Genomic DNA, 21,756 nt, shown 5'->3' with positions numbered 1-21,756 from the left:
GCTTTCGCCCAAATTGGCGCGAAACGCGGCTTTAGAAAATATCGTTTATTATTTAACTGGTTAGATAAAAGCAATTCCCGTCATGAAAGTGTCACCCGTTGCCATAAAACTATCATTACCTGGCTTGACAAATGTTAAAAAAGAAAAAGTTCTGGGGATAACCTGACCTGACTGGTGTTTTATGTTGTCACAGTCGAAATTTTGGCCGCTATCGCGCTAATCATGCAGGCGCTACTCTAAATATCGTGACATGCTACTGGTTTTTCATCCAGTGTTTTTTACTGGCATTCCTGGCCACAACGAGTAAAATTACTCACCTGCCGCTTATAACGTCATCAGGTTGTCGCCCATGAGTAAACCGTTCAAATTGAATTCTGCTTTCCGTCCTTCGGGGGATCAGCCCGAGGCCATCCGCCGTCTGGAAGAAGGGCTGGAAGATGGGCTGGCACACCAGACGCTGCTGGGGGTAACCGGCTCCGGCAAAACGTTTACCATTGCCAACGTGATCGCTGACCTGCAGCGCCCCACGATGGTGCTGGCGCCCAATAAAACCCTGGCCGCACAGCTTTACGGCGAGATGAAAGAGTTCTTCCCGGACAACGCGGTGGAGTATTTCGTCTCCTACTACGATTACTACCAGCCCGAAGCCTATGTCCCGAGCTCTGACACTTTCATTGAGAAAGATGCTTCGGTAAACGAGCACATTGAGCAGATGCGTCTTTCAGCCACGAAGGCGCTGCTTGAGCGTCGCGATGTGGTCGTCGTGGCGTCGGTTTCCGCTATCTACGGTCTGGGCGACCCGGATCTGTATCTGAAGATGATGCTGCACCTGACGCAGGGGATGATCATCGATCAGCGGGCGATTTTGCGCCGTCTGGCGGAGCTGCAGTACACCCGTAACGACCAGGCTTTCCAGCGCGGGACGTTCCGCGTGCGCGGTGAAGTGATCGACATCTTCCCGGCGGAATCGGACGATATGGCGCTGCGCGTTGAGCTGTTTGACGAAGAGGTTGAGCGCCTCTCTCTGTTCGACCCGCTGACGGGACACATTGAGTCGGTGATTCAGCGCTTCACCATCTACCCGAAAACGCACTACGTGACGCCGCGCGAGCGTATCGTGCAGGCGATGGAAGAGATTAAAGTGGAGCTGGCAGACCGCCGTAAGGTGCTGCTGGCGAACAACAAGCTGCTGGAAGAGCAGCGCCTGAGCCAGCGTACCCAGTTTGATCTGGAGATGATGAACGAGCTGGGCTACTGCTCCGGCATCGAAAACTACTCCCGTTTCCTCTCCGGGCGCGGGCCGGGCGAGCCACCGCCGACGCTGTTTGACTATCTTCCGGCAGACGGTTTGCTGGTGATCGACGAATCCCACGTCACTATTCCGCAGATTGGCGGGATGTATCGCGGTGACCGCGCGCGTAAAGAGACGCTGGTGGAGTACGGCTTCCGCCTGCCGTCGGCGCTCGATAACCGCCCGATGAAGTTTGAAGAATTCGAGGCGCTGGCTCCGCAGACCATCTACGTGTCGGCAACGCCGGGCAACTACGAGCTGGAGAAATCCGGCGAGGACGTGGTTGACCAGGTGGTGCGTCCGACCGGGCTGCTGGACCCAATCATCGAAGTGCGTCCCGTGGCGACGCAGGTGGACGATCTGCTCTCCGAGATCCGTGCCCGTTCCGCCATCAACGAGCGCGTGCTGGTGACCACGCTCACCAAGCGCATGGCGGAAGACCTGACCGAGTACCTCGAAGAGCACGGCGAGAAGGTGCGTTATCTGCACTCGGATATCGATACCGTGGAGCGAATGGAGATTATCCGCGACCTGCGTCTGGGCGAGTTTGACGTGCTGGTGGGGATCAACCTGCTGCGAGAAGGTCTGGATATGCCGGAAGTCTCGCTGGTGGCGATCCTGGATGCGGATAAAGAGGGCTTCCTGCGTTCTGAACGCTCTCTGATCCAGACCATTGGCCGCGCCGCGCGTAACGTCAACGGGAAAGCGATTCTGTACGGTGACAAAATCACCCCGTCGATGGCGAAAGCGATTGGCGAAACGGAGCGCCGTCGCGAGAAACAGCAGCGCTACAACGAAGAGCACGGCATTACCCCGCAGGGGCTAAACAAGAAGGTGGTCGATATTCTGGCGCTGGGTCAGAACATTGCCAAAACCAAAGCGAAAGGCCGCGGCAAGGCGCGTTCAGTGGTGGAAGAAGATACCGTCGTGCTGACGCCGAAAGCGCTTCAGCAGAAGATCCACGAGCTGGAAGGGCAGATGATGCAGCACGCGCAGAACCTGGAGTTCGAAGAGGCGGCGCAGATCCGCGACCAGCTTCATCAGCTGCGGGATCTTTTCATTGCCGCATCCTAGTTAAAGCGCGTGTTTTCTCCCTCTCCCTGTGGGAGAGGGCCGGGGTGAGGGCTTCAGGCCGCACAAAACGAGCCTAACCCAGCGCCTGAATCGCCTTCTCCAGCGCGTCGCGCAGCAGATGGCGGTCATGACGATATTTAATATCGCTGGCCTCCAGCGGCTCCTGCACCACCAGGCGATCGCCAATCCCTGACACGTCGACTTTCGGTCCCACCACCACGCCGTCGATAATTTTCTTCCCGACGTACTGCTCCATCAGGCTCAGCTTGTCCGCCAGCGACAGGCTTGCGGCTGCCGGGCTCAGTTCGCGCCCCAGGTTACCGATGTAGACCATCGGGGCAGGGGTGCGGCGCAGCGCCTGGGCCAGCTCTTTCACCAGCAAAATGGGCATCAGGCTGGTGTAAAAACTGCCCGGACCGATCAGGATCACATCCGCTTCAGCAATGGCCTCAACCGCTTCGCGCGTGGCGGGGACGGCTGGGTAGGTCATCAGCTCTTTCGGCGGCACAATGAGCTGATCGATATTCACCTCGCCGTAAACTTCATGGCCTTCCGCGTCGATGGCCATCAGATCGACCGGCTGCTCAGACATCGGGATCAGAAACGCATCCACTTTCAGCAGATTTCGTATCAAATTGATGGCTTCCAGCGGGCGCACGCTCAGGTGATCCAGAGCTTTAAGCATTAAATTTCCGAGGTTATGCCCGGAAAGTTCTCCATTACCGCCGAAACGGTACTCAAACATTGCTGATGCAACGCTCGGTTCGGTAATCAGCTGGTTCAGACAGTTGCGCATATCGCCCCAGGCGATACCCCCTTCTGCACGTCGGATGCGGCCCGTAGAGCCGCCGTTATCCGTTGTTGTCACGATCCCTGTCAGCCTTGAGCCGAGTGAAGACAAAGAGGACATCACCCGGCCCAGACCGTGGCCTCCGCCGAGTGCGACCACACGGTCAAGATCCGCAAAAGTGCGATTGCGCATACACATTCCTTATCACGTTCAATCTGCGTAACACTACCCTAACTACCCCTAAAAGACGATGCCTCACCGGACGCAAAATGACGCATATCAATGCGAAGATGCTGTTTTTGCGTATTCTGTAGTGAAAATACACAATTATGTCGTTATGTATTTGTTTATATAGCGTTAAGCGAGAATAGCGAAGAGTGGATTTACGCGCTACTATCGCCATAACCACGTTTTCAAATTTGAAAACATACACTCTAGCCTTTGTGCCTGTGTCGAAAGATATGGCGCTCTGGCCGTGGCGAATATGCCACCAGGGTACAGAAAGAAATGACTGTGCCTCCCATATCTGGAAAGGTGTACATGGCTTCACAACTTACTGATGCTTTCGCGCGTAAGTTTTATTACTTACGTCTGTCGATTACCGACGTGTGCAACTTCCGTTGCACCTACTGCCTGCCCGACGGCTACAAACCGGGCAGCGTCACCAATAACGGCTTTCTCTCCGTGGATGAAGTGCGCCGCGTCACGCGCGCCTTCTCTGAGCTCGGCACCGAAAAAGTGCGTCTGACCGGCGGAGAACCTTCGCTGCGCCGCGATTTTCCCGACATCATTGCCGCCGTGCGTGAAAACGAACGCATTCGTCAGATTGCGGTAACCACCAACGGATACCGTATGGCCCGCGACGTGGCCGCCTGGCGTGATGCTGGCCTGACCGCCATCAACGTCAGCGTGGACAGCCTGGATGCCCGCCAGTTTCACGCCATTACCGGTCAGGATAAATTCCGCCAGGTGATGGACGGCATCGACGCGGCGTTTAGCGCCGGGTTCGAGAAGGTCAAAGTCAACACGGTGCTGATGCGCGACGTCAACCACCATCAGCTGGACACCTTCCTGGCGTGGATCAAATCTCGCCCCATTCAACTGCGCTTTATTGAGCTGATGGAGACGGGCGAGGGGAGCGAGCTGTTCCGCCGCCATCATATCTCCGGCATGGTGCTACGCGACGAGCTGCTGAGACGCGGCTGGATCCATCAGATTCGCCAGCGCAGCGACGGCCCGGCGCAGGTCTTCTGCCACCCGGACTACGACGGGGAAATCGGGCTGATCATGCCCTATGAGAAAGACTTCTGCGCCAGCTGCAACCGTCTTCGCGTCTCCTCCGTGGGCAAACTGCATTTATGCCTGTTCGGCGATGGCGGCGTCGAGCTGCGCGATCTGCTGGAAGATGATGCCCAGCAGAGCGCGCTTGAAGCGCGTATCTCAGAGGCTCTGACGCACAAAAAACAGACCCACTTCCTGCATCAGGGCAACACCGGCATTACTCAAAACCTGTCTTACATTGGCGGGTAATCAGGCTTAAGAGGGAATCATAAGATGAGTCAGGTCAGCGCGGAATTTATCCCGACACGCATTGCCATTCTTACCGTTTCCGACCGCCGTGGCGAAGAGGATGATACCTCCGGCCACTGGCTGCGCGAGGCGGCCCATGACGCGGGGCATCAGGTTGTCGATAAAGCGATCGTCAAAGAAAACCGCTATGCCATTCGCGCGCAGGTATCGCAGTGGATCGCCAGTGATGAGGTGCAGGTCGTGTTGATTACCGGCGGCACCGGCTTTACCGCAGGCGACCAGGCGCCCGAAGCGCTGCTCCCGCTGTTCGATCGCGAAGTGGAAGGCTTCGGTGAAGTGTTCCGTATGCTCTCCTTTGAAGAGATTGGTACCTCCACGCTGCAGTCGCGCGCGGTGGCCGGTGTGGCAAACAACACCCTGATTTTCGCCATGCCCGGCTCGACGAAGGCCTGCCGCACCGCATGGGACAATATTATTGCCCCGCAGCTGGATGCCCGTACCCGTCCGTGTAATTTCCATCCCCATTTAAAGAAATAAGCTATGTCACAACTGACCCACATTAACGCCGCTGGCGAAGCGCATATGGTGGACGTTTCCGCCAAAGCGGAAACGGTGCGCGAGGCGCGCGCCGAAGCGTTCGTCACTATGCTGCCGGGCACGCTGGCGATGATTATCGACGGCAGTCACCACAAGGGTGACGTGTTTGCTACCGCGCGCATCGCGGGCATTCAGGCCGCCAAGCGCACCTGGGATCTCATCCCGCTGTGCCACCCGCTGATGCTGAGTAAAGTGGAAGTGAACCTGCAGGCGCAGCCGGAGCACAGCCGCGTGCGCATTGAATCACTCTGCCGCTTAACCGGCAAAACCGGCGTGGAGATGGAGGCCCTGACGGCAGCGTCTGTTGCGGCACTGACCATCTACGACATGTGCAAAGCGGTGCAGAAAGATATGGTGATTGGCCCGGTTCGCCTGCTGGCAAAAAGCGGCGGCAAATCCGGTGATTTTAAGGTGGACAGCCATGATTAAGGTTCTCTTTTTTGCGCAGGTGCGCGAGCTGGTCAACACCGACAGCCTAACGCTGGACGCGCCATTTGAAGACGTTGCCGCTCTGCGCGCGCACCTTGCTGCGCAAGGCGACCGCTGGGCGCTGGCGCTGGACGAAGGCAAGCTGCTGGCCGCCGTTAACCAGACGCTGGTTGAATTCACGCATCCGCTGAAGGCAGGGGATGAAGTGGCCTTCTTCCCACCGGTAACGGGGGGCTAAGGTGGCTGAGACCCGAATTCTGGTAGGTCCCGAGCGTTTCAGCGTCGGTACAGAATACAGCTGGCTGGCGGAGCGTGACGAAGATGGCGCGGTCGTGACCTTCACCGGTAAGGTGCGCAACCACAACCTCGGCGACAGCGTGAAGGCGCTAACGCTGGAGCACTATCCGGGCATGACGGAGAAATCGCTGGCTGAGATCGTAGAAGCGGCGCGAGGCCGCTGGCCGCTCGGGCGCGTCACCGTGATTCACCGCATCGGCGAGATGTGGCCCGGCGAGGAGATTGTCTTCGTCGGGGTGACCAGCGCACACCGCAGCAGCGCCTTTGCGGCAGGGGAGTTCATTATGGATTACCTCAAAACCAAAGCGCCGTTCTGGAAGCGGGAAGCCACGCCGGAAGGCGACCGGTGGGTTGAATCCCGCGACAGCGATAAACAGGCCGCCAGCCGTTGGTAGTCGGTTTACGTGGATGTGTTACTCTTAACGTGTGTGTCTACTTAATCTTAATCAGGAGTGAATCATGGACCGATTTCCGCGTTCCGATTCGATAGTACAGCAGACCCGTAGCGGGCTGCAGACGTATATGGCTCAGGTCTATGGCTGGATGACGGTTGGCCTGCTGCTTACCGCGTTTATCGCGTGGTATGCAGCGAATACGCCTGAACTGATGATGTTTATCTTCTCCAGCAAAATCACCTTCTTTGGGCTGATTATCGCACAGCTGGCGCTGGTGTTTGTGCTTTCGGGTCTGGTGCAAAAGCTGAGTGCCGGAATGGCAACAACCCTGTTTATGCTCTATTCGGCGCTGACGGGGCTGACGCTTTCCAGCATTTTCATCGTTTACACTTACTCTTCCATCGCTAGCACCTTCGTGGTGGCCGGCGGGATGTTCGGCGCGATGAGCCTCTACGGCTACACCACGAAGCGCGATCTGAGCGGCTTCGGCAGCATGCTGTTTATGGGGCTGATCGGGATTGTGCTGGCGTCGCTGGTGAACCTGTGGCTGAAGAGCGAAGCGCTGATGTGGGCCGTGACCTACATCGGGGTGGTGATCTTCGTTGGGCTGACGGCGTATGACACCCAGAAGCTGAAAAACATCGGCGAGCAGATTGACGTACGCGACAGTTCAAACCTGCGCAAATACGCGATCCTGGGGGCGTTGACGCTGTATCTGGACTTCATCAACCTGTTCCTGATGCTGCTGCGGATTTTAGGCAACCGTCGCTAGTTATTTCCCCTCACCCTAACCCTCTCCCTCAGGGAGAGGGGATTGCACAGTGCGGTCTTTCCTCCCTCTCCCTGTGGGAGAGGGCAGGGGTGAGGGCACCAGACCGCAGGGCTACCCGACTAAAATTATTTGGCCATCGCCTTCTCATTCTTCGCCCGCAGCTTCTTCGCCCGACTCTCCAGCACCAGATAACAGACCGTTGCCAGCGCCAGCGGCAGGAAGTAATACAGCATGCGGTAGGCGAGCAGGGCAGCGATGATGGCGCCCTGAGAAACGTGCTCCCCGGCCAGCAGGGCGATAAAGACCGCCTCCAGCACGCCGATCCCCGCCGGAATATGCACGATCACCCCGGCAATACTGCTCACCAGCAGCACGCCCAGCACGAAGAAGTAATTCACGTCTTCACCAATGAGCAGCCAGATAATCGCCCCCATCGCCATCCAGTTGGCGCTGGACACGGCCATCTGCAGCACCGCGAACTTCCACGACGGCAATACCAGCTTTTGCCCCTTGATGGTCATATGGCGGCGCTTTGCAAACGCGCAGGCCCAGAGATACACGGCGATAATCAGCAGCAGCACGATGCCCAGTATGCGCAGCGTGGTTTCGTCGATATACCAGTGCGCCGGCAGCTGTACCACGCCGATGGTGAAGATCACCCCGCCAAGCAGAATATAGCCCAGCCAGTTGGTGGTGATGCTCAGGGAAAAAATGCGCGTAATCGTCCCGCCAGGCAGCCCCAGGCGCGAGTAAAGACGATAGCGCATGCCAATCCCCCCGACCCAGGTGCTGAGCGTCAGGTTGAAGGCATAGCAAATAAACGACACCAGCATCACCTGACGCTTGGCCAGCTTGTGGCCGCAGTAGGCGCGGCCAAGCAGGTCGTAGCAGCCGTACATCAGATAGCTCACGATAACCAGCCCTGTCGCGCCCAGCAGCACCATCCGGTTATAGTTGCGGATAACTTTCCACACCTCTTCCCAGTCAACCTTCTGCGCGTAGACCACCAGCAGAACCGCGACGGCGATGAAAAACAGCCAGGTCAGGATCTTTTTTGCCAGCCGCCAGCGCGGATGTGATTTCGACATCAGGGCTTGCCTCCGTCTTCCGCTTCAATACGGTCCTGGGTTTCCATTTCGGGCTGTACCGGCGGGTCCACCTGCGCCAGCTTCGGCGTGTGCGCCGGCAGCCAGCCGACCATCGCCGGGAAATGACGCAGGAAGTGGAACACCACCACGCTGATGCCGAGGTTCCACCAGGTGCGTTTGGGAACCATCGATTCATCAACGCGCACGCAGTCATTGACGATCAGCGCCTGCAGGTTATCCCGCAGGGTCTGATTAAACTGGCGATCGTGAATGATCAGGTTGGCTTCAAGGTTGAGGGATAAGCTCAGCGGATCGAGGTTGCTGGAGCCCACGGTGGCCCAGTGATCGTCCATCAGCGCGACCTTGCCGTGCAGCGGCCGACGGCGATATTCGTAAATCTGCACGCCGCCCTTCACGAGGTAGTTATACAGCAGCCGCGCCCCGACTTTGACGATAGGCATATCCGGCTCGCCCTGCACAATCAGCTTCACGCGCACGCCGCGCCGGGCCGCATTGCGCATGGCATGCAGCAGGCGATAGCCCGGGAAAAAGTAGGCGTTGGCGATGATGACCTCGCGCTTCGCGTTGGCGAGCATCTTAAGATAATGACGTTCAATGTCGTCCCGGTGCTCGCCGTTATCCCGCCAGACGAAAAGCGCCTGCGCTTCGCCGGGCTTCCGGTTCTCTTCCGGGCGATGGCGGCGTTTCCACCAGCGGCGAACGGCCTCTTTACCCGGCAGGTTCTCCAGCTCAAACAGTAAGATGTCCTGCACCACCGGGCCTTCAATGCGAATGGCGTAATCCTGCTTCGCTTCCGGGCCGTAGTCGGACATATGTTCAGCGGAGTAGTTAATGCCGCCGACAAACGCCACCGTCTCATCCACCACCACAATTTTGCGGTGCATCCGGCGGAAAAGGTTGGTACGCATGCCGAGCAGGCGAGGGCCGGGATCGTAGTAGCGGAACACCACGCCCGCGGCGGTCAGTTCATTGACGAACGCATCGCTAAGGTCCGGCGAACCATAGCCATCAAGCAGCACTTCAATTTTGACGCCGCGCCGGGCGGCGCGCAGCAGCACGCTGTGCAGCTGCTTGCCGACGTTGTCTTCGAACCAGATAAAGGTTTCGAGGATCACCTTCTGCTGAGCGTTATCAATCGCTTTAAATACGGCCGGGTAGTACTCATCCCCGTTGACCAGCAGCGTGATCCGGTTGCCTTCCTGCCAGGAACATTTCATAAGTGGATCTCCGCGCTGAGCGGGGCATGGTCGGAAAGATGCCGCCAGTTGAGAAGCGCCAGGGCGGTCGGGCTGCTGGCGTGGGCATTCTTCACGTAGATCCGGTCAAGCCGAAGCAGCGGGAAACGGACCGGGAAGGTGCGCGCAGGCCTGCCGTTCGCCCGGGTGAAAATTTCCTCCAGTCCGGCATCCACCTTCAGCGGATGGTTTGCCCGCTGTCGCCAGTCGTTGAAATCGCCAGCCACCACCACCGGTTCACCTTCGGGAAGCGCATTGGCCCATTCGGCCAGCATGTTCAGCTGCGCCTGACGATGGGCTTCGCGAAGGCCTAGATGAACGCAGCCGACATGGATGGGAAGGGCAAGATCGGGCGGCGTAATGCGGCAGTAAAGCAGCCCGCGTTTTTCGCTCTCCCCGACGGAGACGTCGCGATTTTCGTAATATTCAATCGGGTAACGGGACAGCACCGCGTTGCCATGATGCCCTTCCGGATAGACCGCGTTGCGGCCGTAGGCGTAATCACTCCACATGGTGTCGGCCAGAAATTCATAGTGCGGCGTGTCGGGCCAGTTCTCAAAGTGGAGCGGATGCACTTCATGTGCGCCCATCACTTCCTGCAGGCAGACAATATCCGCGCTGACGGTGCGCACCGCGTCGCGCAGCTCCGGTAAAATGAAGCGGCGGTTAAATGCTGTGAAGCCTTTATGAATGTTTATCGTCAGCACCTTAAGCGAGAAATGCTGCATTTTTTTCGTCATAAGCTCCTTCCTGAGTGACTATCCCAATGAAAATAAAGTGTAGTCGGCGTCACAAAAAGATGCGGCGTTACGGAATTTTCCGTAAAGTGCGGTAGTCTGATTAAGCAGAGAAAAATCCTTCAGGAGAGAAGCCATGAAGTGGCAACAACGTGTTCGTGTCGCAACTGGCCTGAGTTGCTGGCAGATAATGTTGCATTTACTGGTCGTGGCCGTACTGGTGATGGGCTGGATGAGCGGCACGCTGGTGCGTGTTGGCCTGGGGCTATGCGTCCTTTATGGCGTCACCGTGCTGTCGATGCTGTTCTTACAGCGTCACCATGAAGCGCGCTGGCGCGAGGTGGGTGACGTGCTCGAAGAGCTCACCACCACCTGGTACTTTGGTGCCGCGATGATTGTGCTTTGGCTGCTGTCGCGGGTGCTGCAAAACAACCTGCTGCTGGCCCTGGCCGGTCTGGCTATCCTTGCAGGGCCAGCGGTGGTCTCATTGCTGACCAAAGAGAAAAAGCTACGCAATGTTGCGTCTAAACATCGCGTACGCCACTGAGCCCGTCGTGGCCGCAATGACCAGTAGCGGCCACAAACTTCCCCAGACAATATCCAGACTCGCATCCTTCAGATAGATTTGCTTGGTGATGTCCGTAAAGTGCCGAATGGGATTTACCCACGTCAGATCCTGTAGCCACACCGGCATATTCTCAACCGGCGAGACATACCCCGAGAGCAGGATCGCGGGCATCATAAAGACGAAAACCCCAATAAACGCCTGCTGCTGCGTCGAGCAAAGCGCCGAGATCAGCAGCCCAAACCCCACCAGCGACAGCCCGTAAATCACCATCGTGAAGTAAAACAGCGCCAGCGAACCGGCAAACGGGATCTGGTAGGCCCAAATACCTACTCCCAGCACGATGGTGGCCTGGAAGGTGGCGACAATCAGCGCCGGCACCGCTTTGCCGACGAAGATTTGCCAGGTGGCGAGCGGGGAAACCAGCAGCTGATCCAGCGTGCCTTGTTCGCGCTCGCGGGCGACGGACAGGGAGGTCACGATCATCACCCCGATGGTGGTGATCATGGCGATCAGCGACGGTACCACAAACCATTTGTAGTCCAGGTTCGGGTTGTACCAGTTACGCACCACCAGCTCGCTGTTGTTGGGCTTCGGTTTGCCCTCCATCAGCTCCTGCTGGTAATCCTTCACCACCTGCTGCAGATAGTTGGCCGCTATCTGGGCGCTGTTGGAGTTACGCCCGTCGAGGATAAGCTGCATCGGCGCGGTCTGGAAGGTGTCCAGATTGCGGGAAAAATCCGCCGGGAAACGCACCAGCAGCAGCGCTTTTTGCGTGTCGATGGTGGGCTGGATCGCCTGCGGGCTTTTCAGCAGCAGGATGTGGGTAAAGGCCTTCGCACGGGCAAAGCGCTGCGTCAGCTCGACGGAATGTTTGCCGTTGTCTTCGTTGTAAATGGCAATGGTGGCGTTGGTCACCTCCAGCGTGGCGGCAAACGGGAACAGTAAAACCTGGATCAGCACCGGCAAGACCAGAATGGCGCGCGTCTGCGGCTCGCGCAGCAGGGATTGCAGCTCTTTGCGTATTAACGTCCATAAACGGTGAAACATGTTCGCTCCTTAATCCAGACGCCGTTTGGTTTTCATCCACGTCAACCCAATAAACATCACCGCCGACGCCATCAAAAACAGGGTGTTGATAAGCAGCACTACCGGAATATTCCCCGCCAGGAACAGGCTTTGCAGCGTGCTCACAAAGTAGCGGGCCGGAATAACATAGGTCACGGCGCGGATCGCGGCAGGCATGCTGTCTATCTGGAAGATAAACCCGGACAGCATAATCGACGGTAAAAAGGCGGCGTTGAGGGCCACCTGCGCGGCGTTAAACTGGTTGCGGGTGATGGTGGAGATGAGCAGCCCCATGCCCAGCGTGCTGAGTAAAAACAGGCTGGTGATAAAGAACAGCACGACCAGCGAACCGCGGTACGGCACGCCGAGGATAAAAACTGACACCAGCATACAGAGCAGCATCGCCAGCATGCCGAGAAAGTAGTAGGGAATAAGCTTGCACAGCAGCAGCTCGACGCGCGTCACTTCGGTTGAAAGCAGGGCCTCCATGGTGCCGCGCTCCCACTCTCGGGCGATCACCAGCGAGGTCAGTATCGCGCCAATGACCGTCATGATGATGGTCACCGCGCCCGGAATGATAAAGTGCTGGCTGATGGCGGCCGGGTTAAACCAGTAGCGCGTCTGCACGTCGATCAGCGGTTTAAATTCTTCGCCCCGATCTTCCGCCCGCTGCATCTGCCACAGTTGCCAGATCCCCTCCGCGTAGCCCTGCACGAAGTTCGCCGTGTTCGGCTCGCTGCCGTCGGTAATGACCTGGATCGGGGCATCGGCTCCGGCACGCGCCATATTGGCGGCGAAATCCACCGGGATCACCACCAGCCCGCGAATTTTCCCGGCCTGCATTTTCTGGATCAACTCCTGCCGGTTATCGCTGATGGTGGCGTCGATGTAGGGCGAGCCGGTCATGGCGTGGGTGAAGTCCAGCGCCTCTTCGCTCTGCTGCTCCAGCAATATCCCAACCCGCAGCTTGCTGGAGTCGAGGTTGATCCCGTAACCGAAAATAAACAGCAGCAGCAGGGGGATCACCACCGCAATCAGCCAGCTGCTGGGGTCACGCACGATCTGACGCGTCTCTTTGATACACAGCGCGCGTACCCTGCGCCACGAAATCGCCTTATTGCGCATGGGCGTTCTCCTTATCCCAGTCGTGGATGAGGGTGATAAAGGCCTGCTCCATGGTCGGGTCCGGAACCTCATCGTCGGCGGCCTGCTCTTTCAGGTCGTCCGGGGTTCCGTGGGCAATCAGCTTGCCGCGGTACACCAGCCCGATGCGGTCGCAGTACTCCGCCTCGTCCATAAAGTGCGTGGTGACCATCACGGTCACGCCTTTTTCCACCATGCTGTTGATATGCAGCCAGAACTCGCGGCGGGTGAGTGGATCCACGCCAGAGGTGGGTTCATCCAGAAAAAGAATATCGGGCTCGTGCATCAGCGAGCAGGCCAGCGCCAGCCGCTGCTTAAAGCCGAGCGGCAGTTCGTCGGTGGCGTGGGAGGCAATGCTGGTTAACCCAAAGGCGTCGCTCATGCGGCGGATTTTTTCGCTCTGCGCACGCCCGCGCAGGCCGTACACGCCGGAGAAAAAGCGCAGATTCTGCTCGACGGTCAGGTTGCCGTACAGGGAGAACTTCTGCGCCATATAGCCCAGATGCTGGCGCGCCTTACCGGAGCTGACCTTGAGATCCATATCCAGCACCAGCGCCTTGCCGGAGGTGGGGACCAGCAGGCCACACATCATCTTAAAGGTGGTGGATTTTCCCGCGCCGTTCGGCCCGAGCAGGCCGAAAATCTCGCCGCGCTTTACCGCAAAATTGACGTTGTCGGTGGCGGCGAAATCCCCGAACTTCTTGGTCAGGGATTTGGCTTCGATCACCGTTTCCCCGGGCGTACCTTCCACCGTGTGCAGGATGGCGCCGAGGGGGGACTCCGACGTGCCCGCGCCGCCCAGCAGGTCGATAAACGCATCTTCAAAACGCGGCGCCGTCTCTTCCATCTCGATCTCAGGCATGCCCGGCGCACGGCGAATATCGTCGACGGTGGCCTCTTTTTTGAGGATCACCCGCACCGAGCGGCCCTGAATCATCCCGTCACTGACCTGCGGCAGTTTCAGCACCCGCTGCAGCAGCCTGCGGTTGGATTCCTGCGGGCTATGCAGCAGGAAACTGCGCCCGGCCATGCTTTGCGTCAGCGTTGTCGGCTCGCCCTGATAGAGCAGTTCGCCTTCGTTCATCAGCAGCACGTCCCGGCACTGCTCGGCTTCGTCGAGGTAGGAGGTGCTCCAGAGGATCAGCATCCCGTCGCCCGCCAGCTCGTGCACCATCTGCCACAATTCACGGCGCGAAATCGGGTCTACGCCGACGCCGGGCTCATCCAGCAGCAGGACCTTCGGCTCGCCGACCAGCGTACAGGCCAGCCCCAGCTTCTGCTTCATCCCGCCGGAGAGCTTGCCCGCCAGCCGGTCGGTGAACGGGCCGAGGGAGGTAAACTCCAGCAGACGCGCGAAGGTCTTTTGTCGGGTTTCGCCGGTGACGCTGCGCAGATCGGCATACAGATTCAGGTTTTCCATTACCGTCAGATCTTCATACAGGCCAAACTTCTGCGGCATATAGCCGAGCATGGCGTGGAGCGCACCGTCATCCGCGATCGGGTCAAGCCCGAGCACGCGGGCCGATCCTTCATCCGGCTTCAGCAGACCGGCCAGCATGCGCATCAGCGTGGTTTTGCCCGCCCCGTCCGGGCCGACCAGCCCGGTGACATAGCCTTTCTGGATGGTGCAGTTCAGCGGGGCTACCGCGGGCTTATCCATCCCCTTAAAGCGTTTAACCAGATTGTTGAGCTGAATAACCGCGTCATTCATGTCGTTCCCCGTCGTTGACTGTTACGGTGACAGGCATGCCCTGACGCAGCGCGTCGTCCGCATCGGTCACGATGATGCGCAGGCGATACACCAGGTCGGTACGCAGGTCCGGTGTTTCAACGGTTTTTGGCGTGAATTCGGCCGTCGGAGAGACAAAGCCCACTTTACCGTGATACGGCTTGTCCGGGCGGCCGTCGGTATAGAGCAACAGCTCGCGACCCGGCTGCATCTGGCCGAGATTCGGCTCGTCAATGTAAGCGCGTACCCACACCGGGCGGGTCAGGGAGAGCGTTAAGACGGTGCTGCCCGCGCTGAGCATGCTGCCCGGCTCAACGGCGCGGGTCATCAGCGTGCCGTCAGACGGGGCGATTAAGGTGGTGTCGTGCAGGTCCAGTTCCGCCTGGGCCAGCTGCGCCTGCGCCTGTTCAAGGCTGGCTTTGGCCTGGGCAATATCCTGCGGGCGGTTACCGGTGCGGTACTGGCTCAGCTTGTCCTGAGCGGATTTCAGCGTCGCCTGGGCCTGATCGCGCGATGAACGGGCATTCTCCAGATCGTTAGCGGAAATGGTGCGGCTTTTCCACAGCCCCTGCTGGCGGGCATAGAAGTTCTGCGCGTAGTCATAGGCCGCCTGCGCCTGTTTGACCGCGGCGGCGGCCTGGGCAACCTCTTCGTCGCGATAGCCAGCCAGCATCAGATCATACTGTGCCTGGGCAACGGAGACGCCGGCTTTGGCCTGCTGCAGCGCATTTTCAAAGGGGGCTTTGTCCAGCATTCCCAGCGTCTGCCCCGTCTTAATGGCATCACCTTCGTCAACGTTCAGCGAGGCGAGACGCCCGCCGACGCGGAAGCTCATGTTCACCGTGCGAATATCAACGTTACCGTACAGGGTCAGGCCCCGGTCCTGATGGCTTTGATACCACAGCCAGCCACCGACTCCAGCAGCAAGTAAAACAACAACCACCAGAATGATGGCGACAGGTTTTTTCATGACTTCAGGCTCCTTTGCGTTAAGCCTTGCAGGATCAGATCGAGATGACAGGTGATGACCTGGCTAATCTGCGCGGCTTTATCCTCATCAAATTGTGTCCAGCCGGTGCGTAACAGGATGGTTTCCCGGCCCAGGCGGAAGGCCAGGATTTCACCCAGCAGGGCGTGGGTATGCAAAACTGTTTCGGTATCGTTGGCATCCAGCCCGGTACAGGCGGCGATCAGCCGGGTCAGGTGGGTATGCATCGGGTCTATCACCCGATCGTGTACCAGCTGGTAGGCGGCAGTGGGGGAGAGCTGCTCGCGGGAGATAAACTTGCTCAGGTTGAGCGTATCGTCATGCGTCAGCAGGCGGATCATATTGTGGCAGGCCTTGAGAATAAGCTGCCGAACGGCCTCGCGATCGGGCGACGGCTGGCTGAGCAACTCGGTGGCTTCTTCAACGTGCGGGCGAAACTGCGTGCCGATAAAATCGGCGATCCACTCGGCGCAGGCGAGATATAAATCCTCTTTTGAGCCAAAATAGTAGGTGATGGCCGCAATGTTCTGCCCGGCCTGCGCCGCGATATCCCGCGTGGTCGCATGCAGTCCGTACTCGCCAAACTGCGCCAGCGCGGCGGCAATAAGCTGGCTTTTGGCCTGTTCACCTTTTGATGTCGTCGGGGTCGTATTCATAGCGGCATTAAAAATTAATCAATCGATTGATTAAGACTATGCCTGATTCATGCCCTCGTCGAGGGAACTGAGGGATATTTTATGCGCCACGTCACAAAAGCTGCTACACTCCGCCCCTTCGCGACATTGTGGTTTTTGTCCTCCCCTATTCGTTATATCTCCCTGAAAACTACACCTGTGATGGTCGGGGCGGTTCGGAGTTTTTATGTCTTTTGATTCCCTTGGCCTGAACCCGGAAATTCTGCGCGCGATCGCAGAGCAGGGCTACGTTGAGCCAACCCCAATCCAGCAGCAGGCTATTCCTGCCGTTCTGCAGGGCCGTGACCTGATGGCGAGCGCCCAGACCGGTACCGGCAAAACCGCCGGTTTTACCCTGCCGCTGCTGGAACTGCTGGTAAAAAACCAGCCGCACGCCAAAGGCCGTCGTCCGGTTCGTGCCCTGATCCTTACCCCAACCCGCGAGCTGGCAGCCCAGATTGGTGAGAACGTGCGTGAGTACAGCCGCTATCTCAACATTCGCTCGCTGGTGGTCTTCGGCGGGGTCAGCATTAACCCGCAGATGATGAAGCTGCGCAGCGGCGTCGACGTTTTGGTTGCTACTCCGGGTCGCCTGCTGGATCTGGAGCATCAGAACGCGGTTAAGCTGGACCAGGTTGAAATTCTGGTGCTGGACGAAGCCGACCGCATGCTCGACATGGGCTTTATTCACGACATTCGCCGCGTGCTGGCTAAACTGCCGTCGCGTCGTCAGAACCTGCTCTTCTCCGCAACCTTCTCCGACGAGATCAAGGCGCTGGCGGAAAAGCTGCTGCATAACCCGCTGGAAGTGGAAGTGGCGCGTCGCAACACCGCCTCCGAGCAGGTGACGCAGCACGTTCACTTTGTGGATAAAAAGCGCAAGCGGGAACTGCTCTCCCAGATGATCGGTCAGGGCAACTGGCAGCAGGTGCTGGTCTTTACCCGCACCAAGCACGGCGCTAACCATCTGGCGGAGCAGCTGAACAAAGACGGCATCCGCAGCGCGGCGATCCACGGCAACAAGAGCCAGGGCGCGCGTACCCGTGCGCTGGCGGACTTCAAGTCTGGCGACATCCGCGTGCTGGTGGCGACCGACATCGCCGCCCGTGGCCTCGATATTGAAGAGCTGCCGCACGTGGTGAACTACGAGCTGCCAAACGTCCCGGAAGACTACGTGCACCGTATTGGCCGTACCGGCCGCGCGGCGGCAACCGGTGAAGCGCTCTCGCTGGTGTGCGTGGATGAGCACAAGCTGCTGCGCGATATCGAACGCCTGCTGAAAAAAGAGATTCCGCGTATCGAAACCCCGGGCTATGAAGTGGATCCGTCCATTAAGGCGGAGCCGATTCAGAATGGTCGTCAGGGTGGTCGCGGTCAGGGCGGCGGCGGTCGCGGTCAGCAGCCGCGTCGTGCCGAAGGCGGTGCGCCGAAGTCATCGGGCAAACCTCCGCGTCGCAACAGCGATGCCAAACCCGCCGGCGAAAACCCATGGCGCAGCGGCGAAGGCAAACCGGCAGGGGAAGGGCAGCGCCGACGCCGCCCGCGTAAACCTGCTAACCCGCAGTAATCTGGAAGCCCGGTCGTAAAGCCGGGCTTTTCTTTTTGCGGCAGCCAACAGAAAGTGCCACAATAGTGGCTGTTTATACAGTATTCCAGGTTTAAGATGGCGTTAACCGCGGCGCTCAAAGCGCAAATTGGCGCATGGTACAAGGCGCTACAGCAGCAGATCCCCGATTTTATCCCCCGAGCACCACAGCGGCAGATGATTGCTGACGTGGCAAAAACGCTCGCCGGGGACGATGGACGACATCTGGCGATTGAAGCCCCGACGGGCGTCGGGAAAACCCTCTCGTATCTTATCCCGGGCATTGCCATCGCGCGGGAAGAGCAAAAAACGCTGGTGGTCAGCACCGCCAACGTGGCGCTACAGGACCAGATCTTCAGCAAGGATCTGCCGCTGCTGCGCAAAATCATTCCCGACCTGCGTTTCACCGCCGCGTTTGGGCGTGGGCGCTACGTGTGTCCGCGCAACCTGGCGGCGCTCGCCAGCAGTGAGCCCAATCAGCAAGATTTGCTGGCGTTTCTTGACGACGAACTGACGCCGAACAACAAGGCCGAGCAGGAGCAGTGTGCAAAGCTCAAAGCCGAGCTCGACGGCTATAAGTGGGACGGCCTGCGCGATCACACCAGTCAGGCCATTAGCGACGACCTTTGGCGCAGGCTCAGCACCGATAAAGCGAGCTGTCTGAACCGCAACTGCCACTACTACCGGGAGTGCCCGTTCTTTGTCGCCCGGCGCGAGATTCAGGAAGCGGAAGTGGTGGTTGCCAACCATGCGCTGGTGATGGCCGCCCTGGAGAGCGAAGCCGTCTTGCCGGAGCCCAAAAACCTGCTGCTGGTGCTCGACGAAGGCCACCATTTGCCGGACGTGGCGCGTGACGCGCTGGAGATGAGCGCCGAAATTACCGCTCCCTGGTTCCGCCTGCAGCTGGATCTCTTCTGCAAGCTGGTGGCGACCTGCATGGAGCAGTTCCGCCCGAAAACCACGCCGCCGCTGGCGGTGCACGAGCGGCTGAGCGACCACTGCGAAGAGGTCTATAGCCTTATCTCGTCGCTGAACAACATCCTGAATCTTTATCTGCCGGCCACCCAGGAGGCGGAACACCGCTTCGCGATGGGAGAACTGCCGGAAGAGGTGATGGAGATCTGCCAGCAGCTGGCGAAGCATCTGGAAAAGCTGCGCGGGCTGGCGGAGATGTTCTTAAACGATCTCAGCGAGAAAACCGGATCGCATGACGTGGTGCGTCTGCACCGTATTCTGCTGCAGATGAACCGCGCGCTGGGGATGTTTGAAGCGCAGAGCAAGCTCTGGCGGCTGGCCTCGATGGCGCAGGCGTCCGGCGCGCCGGTCACCAAATGGGCCACCCGCGACGTGCGCGACGGGCAGGTCCATCTCTTTTTCCACTGCGTGGGCATCCGCGTGGCCGACCAGCTGGAGAAGCTGATCTGGCGCAGCGTGCCGCACGTGGTGGTCACCTCTGCGACCCTGCGTTCCCTTAACAGCTTCTCGCGGCTGCAGGAGATGAGCGGCCTGAGAGAGAAAGCGGGCGACCGCTTTGTGGCGCTGGACTCGCCGTTTAACCACTGCGAGCAGGGCAAGCTGGTGATTCCCCGCATGACGTTTGAGCCGCTTATCGACAACGAAGAGCAGCACATTGCGGAGATGGCGGCCTACTTCCGCGAACAGGTCGAGAGCAAAAAATACCCCGGCATGCTGGTGCTGTTTGCCAGCGGACGCGCCATGCAGCGCTTCCTGGAGCACGTAACCGATCTGCGACTGCTTCTGCTGGTACAGGGCGATCAGCCGCGCTACCGGCTGGTGGAAACGCACCGCAAGCGGATCGATAACGGCGAGCGCAGCGTGCTGGTGGGGTTACAGTCGTTCGCCGAAGGTCTGGATCTGAAGGGCGACTATCTGACGCAGGTGCATATTCATAAAATCGCCTTCCCGCCTATCGACAGTCCGGTGGTGATCACCGAAGGGGAGTGGCTGAAAAGCCTCAACCGCTATCCGTTTGAGGTGCAAAGCCTGCCGGCGGCGTCGTTTAACCTGATCCAGCAGGTCGGGCGTCTGATTCGTAGCCACGGCTGCTGGGGCGAGATTGTGATTTACGACAAGCGCCTGCTGACGAAGAACTACGGTCAGCGGCTGCTGAACGCGTTACCGGTATTCCCGATTGAACAGCCAGAGGTGCCCGAAGTGAAAAAACGCCCGGCAAAACCGGCCGCCGGGCGTAAAAAAAGCATCCGTGCTAAGGGGCGCGGTCCTACTGGTAAGTAAAGGTGGCCTGGACAACGCTGCTGAACGTGCCGGCAGTCACGGGCATGGCGGTAGCGTAATAGCGTGCAGCCATCGGAAAATCAGCGGTGTGGGTACCGGCATCAATCACCACGCTGAATCGGGCTTCGGGGGCAAGCACGATATAATCCAGACGATCTGCCAGCTCCAGTGCCACCCCTTTAGCGGTGCCGCTATTGGCAAATTTAAAGGGGTGAGCCGTATCACGCGGGCCGTCAACGGAGATGGTGGCCACCGTCAGCGTGGGCGGGCAGTTCGTGAGCTTTAAATCGAAATTTTTCCACGGGCCGGTATCACCGATAGTCTTGAAATCACTGGACGTGGCCTGTCCGAGATCCACCACCATATTCTGGCTGGCGCTGTCTACCTGGCAGGTGGTGTCGTAAATATTCCCTTCGATATTGAGCGTAACGTCGGTCGCGCCCGCAGAGAGGCTCGCCAGGACGAGCAGGAGGGGATAAATTTTCATCATGGCTCCGTTACTGATATTCCATATCGATGGTGGCAATCGTGTTGGCTTTTCCCGCCGTGACGGTGGCATCCGTCTGGTAATACTGCACCGCGAAGGGAATATTGTCCGGTACGTTGGGTTCGGTTCTTCCACCGACCGGGATAGGGAAGTTATATTTGAGATCGACACCGTCCAGCAGCATGCGTACGCCAACGCCCGTGGCGCTGTCGCTGCCGGGAGTGAGATTGAGCACATCGTCGTATTGGCTGTTAACACCGTTCGCGCTGGTCACGGAGGCCGTAAGATTCACCGCTTCCGTACAGGTGGCGGTGAGACTGAAATTCTTCCAGGCCGTATAGCTGCCCACATGGGTAAATTGCGAAACCGGGAAATCGCCGAGTGTGACCGTCAGATTCAGCGGGTCAATGGAGCAGGTGGCTGTTCTTTCCGCAACCGTGGCGGAGTAGCGGCTGTTATTTCGATCGCCAGAAATACCGACAGACTGAAAAGCACCAAATCCAAAGGGATCTTGCGCACTTGAAATCGTTCCGCTCCCGATGTGTGTCGCCGTTTTGATTAGCCGTTCGGTATAGCTGAAAGAAAACGTCTGTCCGCTGTCGCTGCTGACTGTTCCCATGGGCGTAGCGGTGGTGTCGCATGAATAACCCTTTCCGCGAACGATCTGCCCGTTACTGTTCAGGAGTTGAATCCCTACGCCGTCCACATCAGTGGAGTAAACGCCCGGCATGCCTGAAACTTCCGTTCCCGTTCCGTAGTAGCAGGAAATAATGGTATGACTAGAAATCGTTCCGGAACAGCTGCCGTTGATGGTATGTGTCTTTGCCGAGCCTGGGATGACGCTGCCGATATCGAGGGTCGTGGGTACGGAAAGCGTACCGGCATCAAGGGTATAGGGCAGATTGGTGCTGTCACAGGTTGTCGCCGCCTGAGCATGCGGTATCAGACACGCGCTTGTGAGGAAGACAACCAGCGCAAAGGCATATTTAAACATGTTCATTTTTT

At 58.5% G+C, this 21,756-nt stretch carries 21 protein-coding genes and 1 riboswitch; of the genes, 10 read left to right on the top strand and 11 right to left on the bottom strand.

Going from position 1 to position 21,756, the window contains the following annotated elements:
- The first annotated feature begins 349 nt into the window (after window positions 1-349).
- Window positions 350-2,365, top strand: a complete 2,016-nt coding sequence (uvrB, locus tag ABR39_RS11430; RefSeq protein ID WP_047347034.1) for an excinuclease ABC subunit UvrB — start codon at window positions 350-352, stop codon at window positions 2,363-2,365.
- 73 nt (window positions 2,366-2,438) lie between these two features.
- Here the strand turns inward: uvrB and yvcK are convergent, their stop codons facing one another.
- Entirely contained in the window at window positions 2,439-3,347 is a 909-nt protein-coding gene (gene yvcK, locus ABR39_RS11425) for a uridine diphosphate-N-acetylglucosamine-binding protein YvcK (RefSeq protein WP_047347033.1), read from the bottom strand.
- Between the two features lie 226 nt (window positions 3,348-3,573).
- Window positions 3,574-3,708, top strand: a riboswitch (molybdenum cofactor riboswitch).
- On the opposite strand from yvcK, the gene moaA reads away from it, so the two are divergent.
- From moaA to ABR39_RS11395, 6 genes are all read left to right on the top strand, one after another.
- Entirely contained in the window at window positions 3,696-4,685 is a 990-nt protein-coding gene (gene moaA, locus ABR39_RS11420) for a GTP 3',8-cyclase MoaA (RefSeq protein ID WP_048339041.1), read from the top strand. Its footprint overlaps the riboswitch before it by 13 nt.
- Window positions 4,686-4,709: 24 nt before the next feature.
- Complete coding sequence (gene moaB / locus ABR39_RS11415; protein ID WP_047347031.1) at window positions 4,710-5,222, top strand: molybdenum cofactor biosynthesis protein B; 513 nt, start codon at window positions 4,710-4,712, stop codon at window positions 5,220-5,222.
- Between the two features lie 3 nt (window positions 5,223-5,225).
- Window positions 5,226-5,711 carry a cyclic pyranopterin monophosphate synthase MoaC gene (gene moaC / locus ABR39_RS11410; protein ID WP_047347030.1) on the top strand — a complete coding sequence of 162 codons (486 nt, stop codon included), beginning with the start codon at window positions 5,226-5,228 and terminating at the stop codon, window positions 5,709-5,711.
- Entirely contained in the window at window positions 5,704-5,949 is a 246-nt protein-coding gene (gene moaD / locus ABR39_RS11405; protein ID WP_047347029.1) for a molybdopterin synthase sulfur carrier subunit, read from the top strand. Before moaC ends, moaD begins: the two co-directional genes overlap by 8 nt.
- Window position 5,950: 1 nt before the next feature.
- On the top strand, window positions 5,951-6,403 hold the full coding sequence (moaE, locus tag ABR39_RS11400; RefSeq protein WP_047347028.1) for a molybdopterin synthase catalytic subunit MoaE: 453 nt from the start codon (window positions 5,951-5,953) through the stop codon (window positions 6,401-6,403).
- 64 nt (window positions 6,404-6,467) lie between these two features.
- Window positions 6,468-7,175, top strand: coding sequence for a Bax inhibitor-1/YccA family protein (locus ABR39_RS11395; protein WP_047347027.1), 708 nt, complete (start codon window positions 6,468-6,470; stop codon window positions 7,173-7,175).
- A gap of 125 nt (window positions 7,176-7,300) precedes the next feature.
- Here the strand turns inward: ABR39_RS11395 and ABR39_RS11390 are convergent, their stop codons facing one another.
- The 3 genes from ABR39_RS11390 to ABR39_RS11380 are packed head-to-tail and all read right to left on the bottom strand — an operon-like array spanning window position 7,301 to window position 10,259.
- Window positions 7,301-8,263, bottom strand: a complete 963-nt coding sequence (locus ABR39_RS11390) for a lysylphosphatidylglycerol synthase domain-containing protein (RefSeq protein ID WP_047347026.1) — start codon at window positions 8,261-8,263, stop codon at window positions 7,301-7,303.
- On the bottom strand, window positions 8,263-9,501 hold the full coding sequence (gene clsB / locus ABR39_RS11385; RefSeq protein ID WP_047347025.1) for a cardiolipin synthase ClsB: 1,239 nt from the start codon (window positions 9,499-9,501) through the stop codon (window positions 8,263-8,265). Before clsB ends, ABR39_RS11390 begins: the two co-directional genes overlap by 1 nt.
- Window positions 9,498-10,259 (bottom strand): endonuclease/exonuclease/phosphatase family protein, encoded by a 762-nt coding sequence (locus tag ABR39_RS11380; RefSeq protein WP_047347024.1) that lies wholly within the window; start codon window positions 10,257-10,259, stop codon window positions 9,498-9,500. Before ABR39_RS11380 ends, clsB begins: the two co-directional genes overlap by 4 nt.
- A gap of 133 nt (window positions 10,260-10,392) precedes the next feature.
- Between ABR39_RS11380 and ABR39_RS11375 the strand changes: the two genes are divergently transcribed.
- Window positions 10,393-10,803 (top strand): YbhQ family protein, encoded by a 411-nt coding sequence (locus tag ABR39_RS11375; protein ID WP_014883088.1) that lies wholly within the window; start codon window positions 10,393-10,395, stop codon window positions 10,801-10,803.
- Here ABR39_RS11375 and ABR39_RS11370 read toward each other — a convergent pair.
- The 5 genes from ABR39_RS11370 to cecR are packed head-to-tail and all read right to left on the bottom strand — an operon-like array spanning window position 10,765 to window position 16,405.
- Window positions 10,765-11,871, bottom strand: coding sequence for an ABC transporter permease (locus tag ABR39_RS11370; protein ID WP_042715003.1), 1,107 nt, complete (start codon window positions 11,869-11,871; stop codon window positions 10,765-10,767). The two genes, ABR39_RS11375 and ABR39_RS11370, sit on opposite strands and share 39 nt — an antisense overlap.
- A gap of 9 nt (window positions 11,872-11,880) precedes the next feature.
- Window positions 11,881-13,014, bottom strand: a complete 1,134-nt coding sequence (locus ABR39_RS11365) for an ABC transporter permease (RefSeq protein WP_047347023.1) — start codon at window positions 13,012-13,014, stop codon at window positions 11,881-11,883.
- The gene (locus ABR39_RS11360) at window positions 13,004-14,743 is read right to left on the bottom strand and encodes an ATP-binding cassette domain-containing protein (protein ID WP_047347022.1); all 1,740 of its coding nucleotides are present in this window, start codon (window positions 14,741-14,743) and stop codon (window positions 13,004-13,006) included. Before ABR39_RS11360 ends, ABR39_RS11365 begins: the two co-directional genes overlap by 11 nt.
- Window positions 14,736-15,731 carry a secretion protein HlyD gene (gene hlyD / locus ABR39_RS11355; RefSeq protein WP_047347021.1) on the bottom strand — a complete coding sequence of 332 codons (996 nt, stop codon included), beginning with the start codon at window positions 15,729-15,731 and terminating at the stop codon, window positions 14,736-14,738. Before hlyD ends, ABR39_RS11360 begins: the two co-directional genes overlap by 8 nt.
- Window positions 15,728-16,405, bottom strand: a complete 678-nt coding sequence (gene cecR, locus ABR39_RS11350; protein ID WP_047347020.1) for a transcriptional regulator CecR — start codon at window positions 16,403-16,405, stop codon at window positions 15,728-15,730. Before cecR ends, hlyD begins: the two co-directional genes overlap by 4 nt.
- A gap of 205 nt (window positions 16,406-16,610) precedes the next feature.
- On the opposite strand from cecR, the gene rhlE reads away from it, so the two are divergent.
- Window positions 16,611-17,990, top strand: coding sequence for an ATP-dependent RNA helicase RhlE (rhlE, locus tag ABR39_RS11345; RefSeq protein ID WP_047347019.1), 1,380 nt, complete (start codon window positions 16,611-16,613; stop codon window positions 17,988-17,990).
- Between the two features lie 96 nt (window positions 17,991-18,086).
- The gene (gene dinG, locus ABR39_RS11340) at window positions 18,087-20,264 is read left to right on the top strand and encodes an ATP-dependent DNA helicase DinG (protein ID WP_047347018.1); all 2,178 of its coding nucleotides are present in this window, start codon (window positions 18,087-18,089) and stop codon (window positions 20,262-20,264) included.
- Here dinG and ABR39_RS11335 read toward each other — a convergent pair.
- Both ABR39_RS11335 and ABR39_RS11330 read right to left on the bottom strand, forming a co-directional pair.
- Window positions 20,251-20,751 (bottom strand): fimbrial protein, encoded by a 501-nt coding sequence (locus tag ABR39_RS11335; protein WP_082132645.1) that lies wholly within the window; start codon window positions 20,749-20,751, stop codon window positions 20,251-20,253. The genes dinG and ABR39_RS11335 overlap by 14 nt on opposite strands.
- A gap of 10 nt (window positions 20,752-20,761) precedes the next feature.
- Entirely contained in the window at window positions 20,762-21,751 is a 990-nt protein-coding gene (locus ABR39_RS11330; protein ID WP_047347382.1) for a fimbrial protein, read from the bottom strand.
- Between the last annotated feature and the right edge of the window lie 5 nt (window positions 21,752-21,756).

The organism is Enterobacter genomosp. O (genome assembly GCF_001022965.1).
GTDB lineage: Bacteria > Pseudomonadota > Gammaproteobacteria > Enterobacterales > Enterobacteriaceae > Enterobacter > Enterobacter cloacae_L.
This window is presented reverse-complemented; position numbering and strand designations above follow the sequence as displayed.

Bases quoted from the DNA above. Each gene is read 5' to 3' on its own strand.
- ABR39_RS11370 (WP_042715003.1), bottom strand. From the start codon at position 11,871: ATGTTTCACCGTTTATGGACGTTAATACGCAAAGAGCTGCAATCCCTG.
- ABR39_RS11395 (WP_047347027.1), top strand. From the start codon at position 6,468: ATGGACCGATTTCCGCGTTCCGATTCGATAGTACAGCAGACCCGTAGC.
- hlyD (WP_047347021.1), bottom strand. From the start codon at position 15,731: ATGAAAAAACCTGTCGCCATCATTCTGGTGGTTGTTGTTTTACTTGCT.
- rhlE (WP_047347019.1), top strand. From the start codon at position 16,611: ATGTCTTTTGATTCCCTTGGCCTGAACCCGGAAATTCTGCGCGCGATC.
- moaB (WP_047347031.1), top strand. From the start codon at position 4,710: ATGAGTCAGGTCAGCGCGGAATTTATCCCGACACGCATTGCCATTCTT.
- ABR39_RS11335 (WP_082132645.1), bottom strand. From the start codon at position 20,751: ATGAAAATTTATCCCCTCCTGCTCGTCCTGGCGAGCCTCTCTGCGGGC.
- moaC (WP_047347030.1), top strand. From the start codon at position 5,226: ATGTCACAACTGACCCACATTAACGCCGCTGGCGAAGCGCATATGGTG.
- moaD (WP_047347029.1), top strand. From the start codon at position 5,704: ATGATTAAGGTTCTCTTTTTTGCGCAGGTGCGCGAGCTGGTCAACACC.
- yvcK (WP_047347033.1), bottom strand. From the start codon at position 3,347: ATGCGCAATCGCACTTTTGCGGATCTTGACCGTGTGGTCGCACTCGGC.
- ABR39_RS11330 (WP_047347382.1), bottom strand. From the start codon at position 21,751: ATGAACATGTTTAAATATGCCTTTGCGCTGGTTGTCTTCCTCACAAGC.
- moaA (WP_048339041.1), top strand. From the start codon at position 3,696: ATGGCTTCACAACTTACTGATGCTTTCGCGCGTAAGTTTTATTACTTA.
- dinG (WP_047347018.1), top strand. From the start codon at position 18,087: ATGGCGTTAACCGCGGCGCTCAAAGCGCAAATTGGCGCATGGTACAAG.
- ABR39_RS11360 (WP_047347022.1), bottom strand. From the start codon at position 14,743: ATGAATGACGCGGTTATTCAGCTCAACAATCTGGTTAAACGCTTTAAG.
- ABR39_RS11380 (WP_047347024.1), bottom strand. From the start codon at position 10,259: ATGACGAAAAAAATGCAGCATTTCTCGCTTAAGGTGCTGACGATAAAC.
- ABR39_RS11375 (WP_014883088.1), top strand. From the start codon at position 10,393: ATGAAGTGGCAACAACGTGTTCGTGTCGCAACTGGCCTGAGTTGCTGG.
- clsB (WP_047347025.1), bottom strand. From the start codon at position 9,501: ATGAAATGTTCCTGGCAGGAAGGCAACCGGATCACGCTGCTGGTCAAC.
- ABR39_RS11365 (WP_047347023.1), bottom strand. From the start codon at position 13,014: ATGCGCAATAAGGCGATTTCGTGGCGCAGGGTACGCGCGCTGTGTATC.
- cecR (WP_047347020.1), bottom strand. From the start codon at position 16,405: ATGAATACGACCCCGACGACATCAAAAGGTGAACAGGCCAAAAGCCAG.
- uvrB (WP_047347034.1), top strand. From the start codon at position 350: ATGAGTAAACCGTTCAAATTGAATTCTGCTTTCCGTCCTTCGGGGGAT.
- ABR39_RS11390 (WP_047347026.1), bottom strand. From the start codon at position 8,263: ATGTCGAAATCACATCCGCGCTGGCGGCTGGCAAAAAAGATCCTGACC.